The sequence below is a fragment of the Staphylococcus schleiferi genome, assembly GCF_025558325.1.
Taxonomy (GTDB): Bacteria; Bacillota; Bacilli; order Staphylococcales; family Staphylococcaceae; genus Staphylococcus; species Staphylococcus schleiferi.
Genome location: NZ_CP094712.1, coordinates 2,506,198 through 2,520,325 on the forward strand (window position 1 = coordinate 2,506,198; position 14,128 = coordinate 2,520,325).

Annotated in this window: 13 protein-coding genes and 4 pseudogenes; 4 read left to right on the forward strand and 13 right to left on the reverse strand. The window is 34.3% G+C overall.

The annotated features are described in order from the left end of the window. Positions 1 to 59: 59 nt before the first annotated feature. Genes MUA40_RS11965 through mhqD form a run of 3 tightly spaced genes read left to right on the forward strand, consistent with a single transcriptional unit; the run spans position 60 to position 2,270 of the window. A complete protein-coding gene (locus tag MUA40_RS11965; protein WP_262569636.1) occupies positions 60 to 1,016 on the forward strand; it encodes a VOC family protein in 957 nt (318 codons plus the stop codon). A gap of 31 nt (positions 1,017 to 1,047) precedes the next feature. Next, on the forward strand, positions 1,048 to 1,662 hold the full coding sequence (locus tag MUA40_RS11970; protein ID WP_016425715.1) for a flavin reductase family protein: 615 nt from the start codon (positions 1,048 to 1,050) through the stop codon (positions 1,660 to 1,662). 20 nt (positions 1,663 to 1,682) lie between these two features. After that, the gene (mhqD, locus tag MUA40_RS11975; RefSeq protein ID WP_016425716.1) at positions 1,683 to 2,270 is read left to right on the forward strand and encodes a methylhydroquinone degradation carboxylesterase MhqD; all 588 of its coding nucleotides are present in this window, start codon (positions 1,683 to 1,685) and stop codon (positions 2,268 to 2,270) included. A 171-nt stretch (positions 2,271 to 2,441) separates the two neighbouring features. Here the strand turns inward: mhqD and MUA40_RS11980 are convergent. From MUA40_RS11980 to MUA40_RS11990, 3 genes and pseudogenes are all read right to left on the reverse strand, one after another. Further along, a pseudogene (locus MUA40_RS11980) lies at positions 2,442 to 2,750 on the reverse strand (IS6 family transposase); the annotation flags it as partial. 58 nt (positions 2,751 to 2,808) lie between these two features. Then, positions 2,809 to 3,057: pseudogene (locus MUA40_RS11985) on the reverse strand (protein rep); the annotation flags it as partial. A gap of 410 nt (positions 3,058 to 3,467) precedes the next feature. Further along, a complete protein-coding gene (locus MUA40_RS11990) occupies positions 3,468 to 4,094 on the reverse strand; it encodes a hypothetical protein (RefSeq protein WP_262569638.1) in 627 nt (208 codons plus the stop codon). Between the two features lie 1,016 nt (positions 4,095 to 5,110). On the opposite strand from MUA40_RS11990, the gene MUA40_RS11995 reads away from it, so the two are divergent. Beyond that, positions 5,111 to 5,314 carry a hypothetical protein gene (locus tag MUA40_RS11995; RefSeq protein ID WP_016425719.1) on the forward strand — a complete coding sequence of 68 codons (204 nt, stop codon included), beginning with the start codon at positions 5,111 to 5,113 and terminating at the stop codon, positions 5,312 to 5,314. Between the two features lie 70 nt (positions 5,315 to 5,384). On the opposite strand, the pseudogene MUA40_RS12000 reads toward MUA40_RS11995, so the two are convergent. From MUA40_RS12000 to rpmH, 10 genes and pseudogenes are all read right to left on the reverse strand, one after another. Then, a pseudogene (locus MUA40_RS12000) lies at positions 5,385 to 5,494 on the reverse strand (IS6 family transposase); the annotation flags it as partial. An 86-nt stretch (positions 5,495 to 5,580) separates the two neighbouring features. Then, positions 5,581 to 5,682, reverse strand: a pseudogene (locus MUA40_RS12005) (protein rep); the annotation flags it as partial. A gap of 541 nt (positions 5,683 to 6,223) precedes the next feature. Further along, on the reverse strand, positions 6,224 to 6,781 hold the full coding sequence (locus MUA40_RS12010; protein WP_126496331.1) for a hypothetical protein: 558 nt from the start codon (positions 6,779 to 6,781) through the stop codon (positions 6,224 to 6,226). Between the two features lie 581 nt (positions 6,782 to 7,362). Next, on the reverse strand, positions 7,363 to 7,683 hold the full coding sequence (locus MUA40_RS12015; protein WP_016425721.1) for a hypothetical protein: 321 nt from the start codon (positions 7,681 to 7,683) through the stop codon (positions 7,363 to 7,365). A 193-nt stretch (positions 7,684 to 7,876) separates the two neighbouring features. Then, positions 7,877 to 8,725 carry a ParB/RepB/Spo0J family partition protein gene (locus MUA40_RS12020; RefSeq protein ID WP_016425722.1) on the reverse strand — a complete coding sequence of 283 codons (849 nt, stop codon included), beginning with the start codon at positions 8,723 to 8,725 and terminating at the stop codon, positions 7,877 to 7,879. Positions 8,726 to 8,764: 39 nt separating this feature from the next. Next, positions 8,765 to 9,484: a 16S rRNA (guanine(527)-N(7))-methyltransferase RsmG gene (gene rsmG, locus MUA40_RS12025; protein WP_016425723.1), complete on the reverse strand. Its 720-nt coding sequence runs from the start codon at positions 9,482 to 9,484 to the stop codon at positions 8,765 to 8,767. Further along, complete coding sequence (gene mnmG / locus MUA40_RS12030; RefSeq protein WP_262569639.1) at positions 9,485 to 11,359, reverse strand: tRNA uridine-5-carboxymethylaminomethyl(34) synthesis enzyme MnmG; 1,875 nt, start codon at positions 11,357 to 11,359, stop codon at positions 9,485 to 9,487. An 18-nt stretch (positions 11,360 to 11,377) separates the two neighbouring features. Beyond that, positions 11,378 to 12,760, reverse strand: coding sequence for a tRNA uridine-5-carboxymethylaminomethyl(34) synthesis GTPase MnmE (gene mnmE, locus MUA40_RS12035; protein WP_262569641.1), 1,383 nt, complete (start codon positions 12,758 to 12,760; stop codon positions 11,378 to 11,380). 263 nt (positions 12,761 to 13,023) lie between these two features. After that, positions 13,024 to 13,371, reverse strand: coding sequence for a ribonuclease P protein component (rnpA, locus tag MUA40_RS12040; RefSeq protein WP_016425726.1), 348 nt, complete (start codon positions 13,369 to 13,371; stop codon positions 13,024 to 13,026). A gap of 83 nt (positions 13,372 to 13,454) precedes the next feature. After that, positions 13,455 to 13,592, reverse strand: a complete 138-nt coding sequence (gene rpmH, locus MUA40_RS12045; protein WP_000240855.1) for a 50S ribosomal protein L34 — start codon at positions 13,590 to 13,592, stop codon at positions 13,455 to 13,457. Positions 13,593 to 14,128: the final 536 nt, after the last annotated feature.

The window sequence follows — 14,128 nt, forward strand, 5'->3', positions numbered from 1 at the left end:
TTTCACACAAATTTAGTTCGAATTAGAGATAATTATAAATCAAACAAGGAGTTTTTCTTATGACACAATATCTACTTAAAGGGATTCACCATGTAACTGCAATGACAAATGATGTAGAACGCAATTATCACTTTTTTACAGACGTACTCGGTATGAGACTTGTTAAAAAAACAGTTAACCAAGATGACATTTACACTTACCACACATTCTTTGCAGATGATGAAGGTCACGCAGGAACAGATATGACTTTCTTTGATTTTCCAAACAATCCAAAAGGTGCACCAGGCACAAACGCTATCAGTCGTACTGCTTTCCGTGTACCAAATGATGCAGCACTTGAATACTATCAACAACGCTTCGATGAGTTCGGAGTAAAACACGACGACATCGACACACTATTTGATAAAAAAATCTTACGTTTTGAACAAGAAGACGGTCAAAAATATCAATTGATTTCTGATGAAAACAATACAGGTGTTGAACCAGGTGTTCCTTGGAAAAATGGCCCTGTCCCACAAGATAAAGCAATCTACGGTTTAGGCCCAATTGAAATTACAGTAAGCTACTACGATGAATTCAAACAAACATTGATGGAACTCTATGATATGAAACCTATGATTGAAGAAGAAAACGTCACACTGTTAGAAGTAGGTAATGGCGGTAATGGCGGTCAAGTTATCCTACGTAAAGATGAAGGTGTTCAAAGTCGACCCGGTTACGGTCAAGTTCACCACGTTTCTTTCCGTGTTGAAGACGATGATGCACTCAATTCTTGGTTTGAAAAATATAACCAATTAGGTGTAAGTAGCTCTGGTATCGTTGACCGTTTCTATTTTAAAGCACTTTACACACGTATCGGTCATGTTTTAATTGAACTTTCAACAGACGGACCAGGATTCGCTGGAGATGAACCTTATGAAACACTTGGTGAATCACTTTCACTTCCACCATTCTTAGAAAATCAAAGAGATTATATTGAATCAGAAATTCGTGAATTTGATACAACACGCTCATAAAACTAACTGCATGTAGACTGGAGGGTCAATAATGTACACGTTCCGCGCTTCTGAACTATCCAAAAAGCAAATGTATAAATTTTTAATAGGCTCTGTCGTACCACGCCCTATCGCATTGGTCACAAGTCAGTCTGAGGAAGGGCTTGTTAATGTTGCGCCTTTTAGTTTCTTTAATATTGTATCTTCGGAACCTGCGATTCTCTCAATTTCTGTATCACGCAAAGAAGGAGTCATGAAAGATACAGCGAGAAACATTATAAATTCACAAGAAGCAGTCGTTCATGTGGTAACTGAAAATAATGTTTCAGATGCGAATCAAACCGCTGCGCCATTACCCGCTAATGAAAGCGAGTTAGATATCACACAATTTACAACGACTCATTCTGAATACGTTTCAGTTCCGAGTTTAAATGAAAGTGCCATACGTTTTGAAGTAAAACTTTATCAGCATATTGAAATTCAGTCAGAAACTGAAACCGCAAATGACTTATTACTGTTAGAAATTCAAAAAGTATCAATAGATGAACAACTATTCGACGTTGATAAGGGCTATGTTGACGTTGAGAACCTTAAACCTGTAAGTCGACTTGCTGGCGATGATTATGCACGACTAGGAGAGACTTTTACAATTAAAAGACCCCGATAATGATAAAGAGGTGAATGGATATGGAACATATTTTTAAACAAGGTGATTTATCAAAACCAACTTTTGTCCTACTGCATGGGACAGGTGGCGATGAACATGATTTACTCCCAATTGCCGAATTACTTGATCCAACATACAATGCTTTGGGCGTACGTGGTAACATTTCAGAAAATGGGATGAACCGTTTCTTCAAACGTCACGGTGAAGGTCAATATGACGTAGAAGACTTAAAATTTAGAACGACAGAATTACACGAGTTCTTACAAGATGCTGCTCAGCGTTATCAATTTGATCTCAATGAAGTGATTCTCGTTGGTTTTTCTAACGGTTCTAACATTGCGATTAGTTTAATGTTGAATGAAGCGATGCCATATAAAAAAGGCCTATTATTTGCACCACTTTATCCTTTAGAAGTACCAAAAGATATCGATTTAAGTGGTAAGTCAGTCTACCTTTCAATGGGTAAAAATGACCCTATCGTCCCTATCTCAGAAAGTGAACACGTTCGCTCAATCTTTAAAGATCGTGGTGCAGAGGTAACTGAATTTTGGGTGAACAGTCATGAATTAACACGCGAAACAGTTGAAGCAGCAAAAGCAACACTCTAAAGAAAGTAAAGTAAACTATATATCTATAACGGGGCTGGGACATAGGGTTTCAGCTTTCAAGTAAAACACCACAAAAACCTTTTTAAATGATTTTTGTGGTGTTTTTCATTTGAATTCTAGTTAAAATTAACACTTACCGTGCTAATTTTCGGTTCTGTTGCAAAGTTAGAAAAAAATACCTAATGTATGTCCATCTGCATCAATTGCGCGATACAGATGATACCACTGTCCTTTAATTTTGATATATGTCTCATCAATACGCCACTTATAATACGCTTTTTTATGTTTTCTCTTCCAAATTTGATATAAAATAGGTGCATATTCTTGAACCTAACGATATACGGTTGAATGATGAATGTTCACACCTCGTTCTCTTAATATTTCAGATATATCACGATAACTCAAAGAGTATCTTAGGTAGTAGTCAACGGCTACAGTAATAACATCCTTATCGAATTGTTTATACCTGAAATAGTTCATACAGAAGAGCCCTTTTTATTTAAATTATACTATAAACTTAACTTTGCAACAGAACCTAAAAAAGCATCGCGCTTTTGTTTTTTTCAATTACTTCTTCAATCACACGCTGTGCTTGATAACTATTCTTCATGGCACGCCTCCAATTACAAACCGGACATAATTTTGATTTACAAAACCATGTTTTATATAATTTCAAATACCCGTCTTCTGTCGGTTTAAATTCTAAGACATTACCCCATTGTTTAACGTTGTGCGCTTTTTTAATTTTTAAGATTTCAAGTATATCTGCGTAACTTACATTATCTATTTTCTTTTCTCTCCTTGGGCGTTCTTACCCATTTTTACTAATATCTTTTAAGGTTTCATTATTTTGATTTTCAAAAACATATTTTGTATGATTAGTATGCATAACAAAACACCAACATTCTTACAGTTTGGTGATATAAAAGCATAAAAAAACTCCAGTATTTGATTTAGTCTAGTCAACTTATATCTTACTACTGGGGTTTTTTATGTCAAAAATTTCTTTCACGCTTAAATCAGCCCGCAAACCCTTTGTTATCAAGGGTATAGCGACGAAAAGTAAAATCGAGTTATTTCAATATAGTATCAAGACAAGAAGAAACTCGTTTTCAACTCGTTTCTAAAAACCTTAAAACGTCTTGACCTTTCTTAATTTATAACTTTTTGAAGAAATATTTGGCAATGCATACGGCGCTATAATATGTGAACCTGGATCATATATTGATTTTTTACTAGCCCCATATTTATAAGCTTGATAAACAATTTTAGAACAATAAGTTGGATTTTTAGAAGATAGTTTTGTATTGATTCCATAATTATATTTTTTCCAACATAATTCTTCTTAGCCCAAGCAGCTGCTTTCGGTCCAGCCTTAGAATTTTTAGAACGATAAATTTTCAACCATTGTCCTTTACCAGAATATCTTTTTTTAAACCAAGAAAAACTATGTACAGCTGGATGATGTCCCGCACTATGTATATGCAAAACTTGATTACTACTTATAGCAATAGCTGCATGTCCAGTCAATCCTTTAGAACTTGTTGCATTAGAAATTAATACATCTCCCGCTTTTAAACGAAAGCCTGATGAATAAGAAACTATCTCTGAATCATTCTCTAAAGATTGTTTACCTGATTCGCTTTCTTGTAAAAATTGATTCCATTGATCTTCACTAACAGTATTATCTAAAATACCATCTTGTTGTAAACTTTGATAATTATCACCTTCAATCTCATTGGCATATGTAGACTCAGAAAAATACAATAAAACAAAAGAAGTTGTAAATATTAAAGTTAAAAAAAGAATAATTACTTTTTTCATAGCAAACTCCTTTCTTTTATATTAATATTACGTTAATAGTCATAAAAATAAAATGATAAAATATTAATGAAAGGCGTTATGAAAATGAAATTTAAACTCTTGTATTTATTAACCCCATTCATACCAATAGAATTTATAGCAATCTATATTGACTATGCATATAATTCCCTACTCGGATATATTCCTTACTTGGTTGTTTCTGCAATTATCAGCTTGTACATATTCAAAAAAAAATTTAAAAAAAGTGTGTCTATACTGGTAAATAGAGTAATTGGAATTATTATTTCTTTTGGAAGTGTCCACACCTTTATGAACGTTTATCATTCCTCAGATTATTTCACTCCTTTTTCAACCAGCGGATTCTCAATATTTTTAGGACTTATAAGTTTTATAACAATCGCCATTATTTATCTCGTCATATACGGAATTTCTTCAAAAAACAATTAGTCCCTATATATAAATACTTTATTTCAATTGCTTTATTGACGTTGAGCCTCTGAACCCTTAACAAACCCAAAACTTGTCGAATGGTCGGCTTAATAGCTCACGCTATGCCGACATTCGTCTACAAGTTTAGTTAAGGGTTCTTCTCATTGATCAATAAATTTTCTCGGCATAAATACGCGCTTAAATTATGTAAGTAACTATACCTTGAATAAAAACCTAATCATGCACTGAATAAGTAATTATTATCCTTTACTTTCATTCACACCATATTCAATACCTTAATTCCAAACATCTGAAATAATACGGATTTTTAAACACACTAAAATTCGTGACTATCTTAGTTAAACTCTGTTTAATTAAGATTTTTTATTTCTCATTGTCCAAGGGCGCACTTGCATACCCAAAATGGTATCGTGCTAAAACCAAAATTTGCGTGTGATAATCCAATAACCTTATTTTGCATTTTAAGGGGGTATATAGAGCAAACTTTAAAAATATATAGTATTTATATCTGTATAAGCATATTTATTTCTTAAAACGCAAATGTGAGCCAAATAAGAGATGTTTTTATGACGATAAACTTTGTATTCACTTTTTCTATACTTGATAAAACATCAAAAGAAATTTCTGAGTTATGTAATATCCCTAATGACCAACGAATTCAAGAAGTTATTAAACTTATGAAAGACCATAATATCCCAGATACTGACTATGAATTTCTTAAACTTTATGATTTTTATTTTGCAGATAATCCAGACATAAAAAAACGCTAGCTTTTAAGCGGTTTTGTTGTAAAATTAGAAAAAAATATCTAATTTCCTTTTTTATCATGTCAGCATTTGCTTAACTTGCTAACATATAACTAATTTTGTGGCATGCGAAAATCCGTAAATCTGAAGAGACCTACAGTTCTTTTTATATAGTCCATAAATACATTCAATACCCTTGATTGTTTATATCTGAAATAGTTCATACAGAAGAGCCCTTTTTATTTAAATTATACTATAAACTTAACCTTGCAACAGAACCTAAAAACCATTGCGCTTTTGTTTTTTTTAATTACTTCTTCAATCACACGCTGTGCTTGATAACTATTCTTCATGGCACGCCTCCAATTACAAACCGGACATAATTTTGATTTTCAAAATTATATTTTGTATGATTAGTATGCACAGAAAAACACCAACATTCTTACAGTTTGGTTATATAAAAGCATAAAAAACTCCAGTATTTGATTTAGTCTAGTCAACTTATATCTTACTACTGGGGGTTTTTATGTCAAAAATTTCTTTCACGCTTAAATCAGCCCGCAAACCCTTTGTTATCAAGGGTATAGCGACGAAAAGTAAAATCGAGTTATTTCTATATAGTATTAAAATCGAGTTATTTCTATATAGTATCAAGACAAGAAGAAACTCGTTTTCAACTCGTTTTAAATACAAACAAATACACGTGCTTATGACATACATAAACACGTGCAAACACTAGCTATCTATTTTTTATAAACAGTATTATATAAACGCAAGTCATTAAAAGAAAAGGAATAGTCAATAAAAAGACTTTTAAATGACTTATATTAGAAACCCACAAAAACAAAGATAGCATAAATATATAACTCAAAATCACAATAAAAAATATTGGCCAGTTGAAGATCTTTCTATCATACATAGTTATCCCACCTTTTAACAGCCAGCTACATATCCGCCAGAAGCACCGCCAATACCGCCACCGATGGCTCCTACAACACCACCACTAACAGTTCCAACAATAGGAAGTGTAACAGTACCAACAGCAGCTCCTCCTAAGCCACCAGTTGTCGCACCACCAATAGCTCCTCCCACAGTTCCGATTACACATTTAGCAGCTCCTCTTTCTTGCTGCTGCTTAACAACTTGAACGCCCAACTTACCATCCTCTTCAAAATAAACTAAAGTCGCGTTTTCACCATTTTTGTCTTTTGCTGTTACAGGTAATTGCTCAGTTTTTCCAGAACGAGTATCTTTTATCGTAGCTATACCATTTTCATCAACATTGTATGTAATCCCTTTATTCAAATCAATTCTAGCCACGTTATCATTAATTTTCGAAATTGTTCCAGCACATTTTTTAGAAACCATAGATGAATTTGCTTCAGAAGCTTCAGAATCATTATCAATGCCAATAGGGCTAAATACAATACCAGAAGCAATGACAAATGCAAGAGAAGCTTTTATAATTTTTGAAGTATTAATATTATACATTGTAAAAATTCTTTATTTCAGAATTTAAACAATCCCTTAATAAACATCCCAATATATAACATATCATATTTTTGCTTTATTCCAATTGCTTTATTGACAACGAGCCTCTGTGCTACAAGAAATTAATAAAGGTAATAATAATTAAGTAGTAGCCAACGCTTATAGTAATAATATCCTTATTGAATTGTTTATATCTGAAATAGTTCATACAGAAGAGCCCTTTTCATTTAAATTATACTATAAACTTAACTTTGCAACAGAACCTAAAAATTCAATTTAATTATTGTCACTTTTTATGGACTATTTTTAAAAGTGTAAAAGTCATTGTAATAAAGAACTAATACTTGATTTCAAATCACTTAAAGAAAAGCAACATAACCTTTTCATTAATGCTTAATAAATTGTGAACTTCACTGACTCTGTAATAATCAAAAACTAAGAGGTTACTATATTTTGTTATTTTAGAATGCTCTTTCGCCGTAAAACTTTGAGAGAACAAGACATCAAGATCTTCTTCTCTCAAAGTTTAGTTTTGATACGTGATTCTTAATTATTATGTAAAAAACACCCTTCCCTTTTTCTTACTGACTTCTCTCTATTTTTCGTAATACACTTTTTGGAATTTGTGTTTTATCTATAGCTTTTACATCCACAATGACGCCTTTTTGATCAGTCAATGTAACCTTAACCCAATTGCCTTCTTGGAGTTTATCTCGTTTTTTATTCAGCTTCATTTGATATTGATTGTCATGTGAATAAAGGTTGGTAGTTTGATTGTTTTGAACGAACTTTCCATAATAAACTTCTGTTCTGTTAAGCATGTCAAAGCTCGTCATCAAATAAATTGAAATACCTACTAATAAAAAAGCAAATATGCCTATGATGCGTTTCTTGTTTTTCATATCATTTCTCCTTTAATTACTTTGAGGATATGTATAAATATATAAAGTATTAAAAGAAAAATCATAGCGCTATAGACCGAAATTTTTATACAACCTTAAGCGTAAAAAAACTGCATAAGTGACGATTTATCACTTACACAGTCTATAAAGGTTTTGCTATTTAAAATAAAATGGTTTCATACATTAAAAATGGTTATTTTCGATAAAGACGAATTTGAATTTCAACGTAATCATCATGTTCTTTTTCACGTTGTTCGTATTTGATACCATTCGCACTGACTTCCAACAAGCTATCCGCAATAATATCACGTGCGGCTGAAACATCTTGGATAAATTCAGGAGGGGTCGCAACGACTTTCTCTCCTTCAATATCTTTTTCAACAGGCATTTTCAACCGATCTTCTGTTTGTTTGACGTTTAATTGCTCTGTTAAAATGATATGCAACATTTCTTCTTGTCGTTCAGGTGTTTGTCCTACTAGCGCTCGCGCATGACGCTCAGTAATTCGATGTTCCCGTACTGCTTCTAACACGACAGGCGTTAATTTCAATAGGCGCAATTTATTCGCAATGAAACTTTGACTTTTTCCGACACTTTTAGCGAGTTCAGCTTGAGTAATACCTTCAAACGCCAACAGTTTTTTATAAGCCTCTGCTTCTTCAATCGCTGATAAATTTTCACGTTGAATATTTTCTATCAATGCTACGACAGCTGTTTCTTCATCATCTAAATGACGGATTAAAACCTCTGCCTCAGTCATTTGATTCATTTGTAACGCACGAAAACGACGTTCACCTGCAATGATTTCGTACATATTTTCTTCAATCGGTCTTACTACAATAGGTTGTAACAAACCATGAGCGCTTATAGATTCAGCTAATTCTTCAATCCGTGCAGTATCAAACTTTTGGCGTGGTTGATAACGGTTCGGAACAATTCGCTCAATTTTAATCGATTCGACACCTTGATTTTCCGCTTCACTGGCATCTAGTAAGTCGTCTTTATTTTTTAATCCAAACAACTTAGAAAAGGGTTTCTTCATTTTTATTCGCTCCCCTTAATATTCCAAAATACATTTTTGTTATTCTACAAGTGGTGTTTTATTGGGTGTTCCGGGTTTTCTTGGGTATTTCTTAGGTGTTTGACTCCGCTTTTCAATTGTAATAATTTGACGCTCACCTGCATCTTCTGGAAGCGTAAATGTATCGATTTGGCGAATTTTGCCACCTAAGACACCTATAGCAAAGCGTGCTTCATCAAGTTCTTCTTGTCCTTTTGATGATTTTAAAGCTAAAAAGAGACCTTGCTTTTTCACGAGTGGTATACACAATTCACTTAATACCGACATTCTCGCAACAGCACGTGCTGTTACGATGTCAAAAGACGCCCGGTAGTCTTCCTGCTTCCCAAACGTTTCAGCGCGATCATGTACAAATCGGACACCTTCAAGCTCTAACGCATCTGCCAATTGATTTAAAAATTGAATCCGCTTATTTAACGAGTCAACAATTGTAACGTGAATTTCTGGAAACATAATTTTTAAAGGAATACTTGGAAATCCTGCACCCGCACCCACATCACACAAACTTAACGGTTGGTTAAAATCATGGTAAAAACTAGGTGTTACAGAATCATAAAAATGCTTAAGATACACTTCATGTTCCTCTGTAATACTCGTTAAGTTAATTTTCTCATTCCATTCTACAAGCATTTCATAATATTTTTCAAATTGTTGCTTCTGTTTATCAGATACTGTCAATCCGTGTGCACCTAATTGTGTTGCTAACCATTCTACACTCATTTATTTCACCCTTTGAATTTTACCTTGTTCTAAGTAGACTAACAATATTGAAATATCTGCTGGGTTAACACCTGAAATACGTGAGGCTTGCGCGATGTTAAGTGGTTTAACCTGAGCCAATTTTTCACGTGCTTCAGTCGCTAAGCTATCGATTTTACTGTAATCGAGATCTTCTGGAATTTTCTTTTGTTCCATTCTTTTCACTTTATCTACTTGTTGTAATGATTTATTGATATAACCTTCATATTTTGTTTGAATTTCGACTTGTTCTTCAACATCTGATGGTAATTGATGTGTCTCTTCTAAAATTTCAATTATTGTTGCATAAGTCATTTCAGGTCGACGTAACAATTCATTGGCTAGAATTCCATCTTTAAGGCGTGAGCCCCCTTCTCGCTCAATGATTTGTTGTACGCGTTCACTTGGCCTAATGCGGATTTGAGACAATCGTGTCATTTCATCACTAATTTGCTGACGCTTTTCATTGAAACGTGCATAACGCTCTTCTGAGATTAAACCAATTTGATGGCCAATATCTGTAAGACGTAAATCTGCATTATCATGACGTAGTAATAAACGATACTCTGCACGAGAAGTGAGTAATCGATACGGCTCATTTGTACCTTTTGTCACTAAGTCGTCAATTAAAACACCGATATAAGCATCTGAACGTTGTAAAATGGTTTCTTCTTGACCTAATACGCGGGCTGCTGCATTAATACCTGCCATTAAACCTTGACCAGCCGCTTCTTCATAACCTGACGTCCCATTAATCTGACCTGCTGTGTAGAGGTTTTTAATCATTTTAGTTTCCAAAGTTGGCCAAAGTTGTGTCGGTACTAATGCATCATATTCAATCGCATAACCTGCGCGCATCATATCTGCCTTTTCTAAACCAGGAATAGTCGCAAGCATTTGACGTTGGACGGCTTCAGGCATACTTGTTGATAAACCTTGAACGTATACTTCATTTGTATGACGGCCTTCAGGTTCAAGGAACAATTGATGTCTCGGTTTATCATTAAAACGAACAAATTTATCTTCAATTGATGGACAATAACGTGGACCTGTACCTTTAATCATTCCGGAATACATTGCAGATAAATGAAGATTGTCATCGATGACTTTGTGCGTTTCACCATTTGTATAAGTAAGCCAACAAGGAAGTTGGTCTAAAATATATTCCGTTGTTTCATAACTGAAAGCACGACCGACGTCATCACCTGGTTGAATTTCAGTTTTACTATAATCTATCGTTTTCGCATTCACACGTGGTGGTGTACCCGTTTTAAAACGAACAACATCAAAGCCAAGTTCTCTTAAGTGATCTGCAAGCGTAATCGAAGGTAATTGATGGTTTGGACCACTAGAATATTTCAAATTACCAAGAATAATCTCACCACGTAAGAAAGTACCTGTTGTTAAAATAACGGCTTTAGCACGGTATTCAGTACCAATATTAGTACGCACACCTTTAACAACGCCCTCTTCGATGATAAGTTCATCCACCATGCCTTGCATCACTTCTAGATTGTCTTCATCTTCAAGTACACGTTTCATTTCTTGTTGATACATGACTTTATCGGCTTGCGCGCGTAACGCACGTACTGCAGGCCCTTTTCCTGTATTAAGCATACGCATTTGAATATGCGTTTTATCAATTGTTTTCGCCATTTGGCCACCTAAAGCGTCAATTTCACGTACAACAATTCCTTTTGCCGGTCCACCCACTGACGGATTACATGGCATAAAGGCAATATTGTCTAAATTAATTGTCAACATGAGTGTATGCGCACCACGTCTCGCAGATGCAAGACCGGCTTCAATACCAGAATGTCCAGCCCCTACGACAATAACATCAAATGATTTCACCATTTTATTAACCTCCATTTATTATTTTCCGATACAGAATTGACTAAATAATTGATCAATCAATTCTTCACTTGCAGATTCACCAATGATTTCACCTAAAAGTTCCCATGTCCGTGTTAAATCGATTTGAATCATATCCATAGGAATCCCCATTTCAGCTGCATCTATCGCATCTTGAATCGTCTTCTTCGCCTGTTTGAGTAATGAAATATGGCGTGAGTTTGAAACATAAGTCATATCTTGACTTTGAACCTCTCCACCAAAAAACAGATCGCGTATTTGAATTTCAAGCTCATCAATCCCTTGTTGTTCGAGCATTGACGTTTCAATAACAGGCATTGAACCCACCATCGCTTTCACTTCGTCACGGTCTAATCGTGGCGTCAAGTCTGTCTTATTAATAATCACAATTGCATCGCTCGTTTTTACAACTTCATAGAGCTTTCGATCTTCTTCTGTTAAAGGCTCATTATTATTTAATACAAATAAAATAAGATCTGCTTCACTCAATGCTTTACGAGAACGCTCTACCCCTATTCGTTCAACGATATCTTCTGTTTCGCGAATACCTGCTGTATCTACAAGTCTGAGCGGTACGCCTCTTACATTGACGTATTCTTCCAATACGTCGCGCGTTGTTCCAGCAACTTCTGTCACAATCGCTTTATTATCTTGAATCAAGTTATTTAACATGGATGATTTACCCACATTAGGCTTACCTACAATGACAGTTGATAAACCTTCACGCATAATTTTACCTTGAACACCTGTATCTAATAATTTTTGAATCTCATTTTTGATTTCTTGCGCGCGTTCTAACAGTAACTCTGAAGTAGCTTCTTCTACGTCATCATATTCTGGATAATCAATGTTAACCTCTACTTGAGCTAGAACTTCCAAAATGGATTGACGTTGTTTTTTAATCAAATCACTTAATCGCCCTTCAATTTGGTTCATTGCGACTTTCGAAGCACGGTCAGTTTTAGAACGTATAAAATCCATTACTGCTTCAGCTTGTGATAAGTCAATTCTTCCATTTAAGAAGGCACGCTTTGTATATTCACCAGGCTCTGCCATTCTCGCACCATAAGTCATTGTTAATTCTAACACACGATTAATTGTCAAAATGCCACCATGACAGTTAATCTCTACAATGTCTTCACGTGTAAATGTACGTGGTGCTCGTAATACCGAAACCATCACTTCTTCAACTACTTCTTGCGTTTTAGGATCAATGATATGCCCATAGTTAATTGTATGCGTAGGTACATCTTTTAATTGTTTTCTTCCTTTATAAAGCTTATCTGCAATTTCAACCGCATCTAAACCAGATAAACGTACAATTCCTATCGCGCCCTCGCCCATTGGTGTTGATATACTTGTAATCGTGTCTAATTGTTCCACAATTGACGTACCTCCTTTTGTCAAAATATACCATTATAATATTGTAAAATGTTTCATTCAAAATTGCGAATCTCATGTTCTCAATTCTTTATTGTATCCTACGTGTAAAACCTATTGCGCATCCTTTACACAAATAGAAAAGCATGATGCCTCAACTTATGACGTCAAGACTTAGCCTACTAGAAAAGCCTTTATACCAAGGGTTCTCACATTATAAGTTAGACTTCGGTTTGTCTGAAGTCATACAAACCGAAGTCTAAAAATTACTTTATTCGCTTGTTAAAGACCTTTGCAATTTTGAGTACATGCTCTAAACTTTTCTGAATTTCTTGTGTAGACATCTCTTTGGCAGGAAATCGTGCAATCACAATCATATCGACTGGTAACAAATCTGTTTTATGCACTTTGAAGCATTCTCGAATACTTCTTTTAATACGGTTGCGTGTCACAGCATTACCCAATTTTTTAGATACGCTAATACCGAGCCTAAAGTGTGTGGCTTGTTGTTGTTCATACGTATAAACAACAAACTGGCGATTCGCTACAGATTTACCTTTACGATAGATGGACTGAAAATCAGCATTTTTTTTAATACGGTATGCTTTTTCCATTAAATATCACTCGTCTTTCTTCTGAATACCTAAGGCAAACAGGCTTGTTCGCAAAAAAAAGATCACTGAATGAGTCAGTGATCTTATGCTGATAAAACTTTACGACCTTTACGACGACGACGTGCCAATACTTTACGGCCGTTTTTAGTGCTCATGCGTTTTCTGAAACCATGAACTTTACTATGTTTACGTTTATTTGGTTGATAAGTACGTTTTACCATGCAAAACACCTCCATCTCAATCATTCAATTATCTAATATTCATCATTATAGATAAGTTAATTTCATTTTTATGTGTTCAAATTGATGTTCTTAAATAAAATGAAATGTCTACATTTCAAGCAACTACTAAAATATAACAAAATCACAACAGTAAATCAAGTGTGTTTTTTCATAATTAGATACAACAGACCTAAAAAAGTTGTCCACTTATACACAGGGCAAAATAAATAAACTGTGGATAACAATTTATTATTCACAAGTTACACAAAAAGATAACAACATATTCACAGCCGTTTGACAGTAATGGTTGTGAAAAAGTATAATTATGTGGATAAGTGGTTTAAACCCTTATAGTACATAGGTTTTATATTATGTATATAGCTTAAAAGAGTTGTGAATAATGTAACGTTTTATGTTGTTCATCCACAGTTTGTGATTAACTTGTGGATAATTATTAACACCCTGTGATTATCTTTATTAAATTATGGGGATATTGTGTATAACAAAATTTTTACTTAGGAAGATGGAGTTAAAAA

What these genes read in the sequence shown, in the direction of transcription:
- MUA40_RS11965 (WP_262569636.1), top strand. Translation starts at nt 60, where the DNA reads ATGACACAATATCTACTTAAAGGGATTCACCATGTAACTGCAATGACA.
- MUA40_RS11970 (WP_016425715.1), top strand. Translation starts at nt 1,048, where the DNA reads ATGTACACGTTCCGCGCTTCTGAACTATCCAAAAAGCAAATGTATAAA.
- mhqD (WP_016425716.1), top strand. Translation starts at nt 1,683, where the DNA reads ATGGAACATATTTTTAAACAAGGTGATTTATCAAAACCAACTTTTGTC.
- MUA40_RS11990 (WP_262569638.1), bottom strand. Translation starts at nt 4,094, where the DNA reads ATGAAAAAAGTAATTATTCTTTTTTTAACTTTAATATTTACAACTTCT.
- MUA40_RS11995 (WP_016425719.1), top strand. Translation starts at nt 5,111, where the DNA reads ATGACGATAAACTTTGTATTCACTTTTTCTATACTTGATAAAACATCA.
- MUA40_RS12010 (WP_126496331.1), bottom strand. Translation starts at nt 6,781, where the DNA reads ATGTATAATATTAATACTTCAAAAATTATAAAAGCTTCTCTTGCATTT.
- MUA40_RS12015 (WP_016425721.1), bottom strand. Translation starts at nt 7,683, where the DNA reads ATGAAAAACAAGAAACGCATCATAGGCATATTTGCTTTTTTATTAGTA.
- MUA40_RS12020 (WP_016425722.1), bottom strand. Translation starts at nt 8,725, where the DNA reads ATGAAGAAACCCTTTTCTAAGTTGTTTGGATTAAAAAATAAAGACGAC.
- rsmG (WP_016425723.1), bottom strand. Translation starts at nt 9,484, where the DNA reads ATGAGTGTAGAATGGTTAGCAACACAATTAGGTGCACACGGATTGACA.
- mnmG (WP_262569639.1), bottom strand. Translation starts at nt 11,359, where the DNA reads ATGGTGAAATCATTTGATGTTATTGTCGTAGGGGCTGGACATTCTGGT.
- rnpA (WP_016425726.1), bottom strand. Translation starts at nt 13,371, where the DNA reads ATGGAAAAAGCATACCGTATTAAAAAAAATGCTGATTTTCAGTCCATC.
- rpmH (WP_000240855.1), bottom strand. Translation starts at nt 13,592, where the DNA reads ATGGTAAAACGTACTTATCAACCAAATAAACGTAAACATAGTAAAGTT.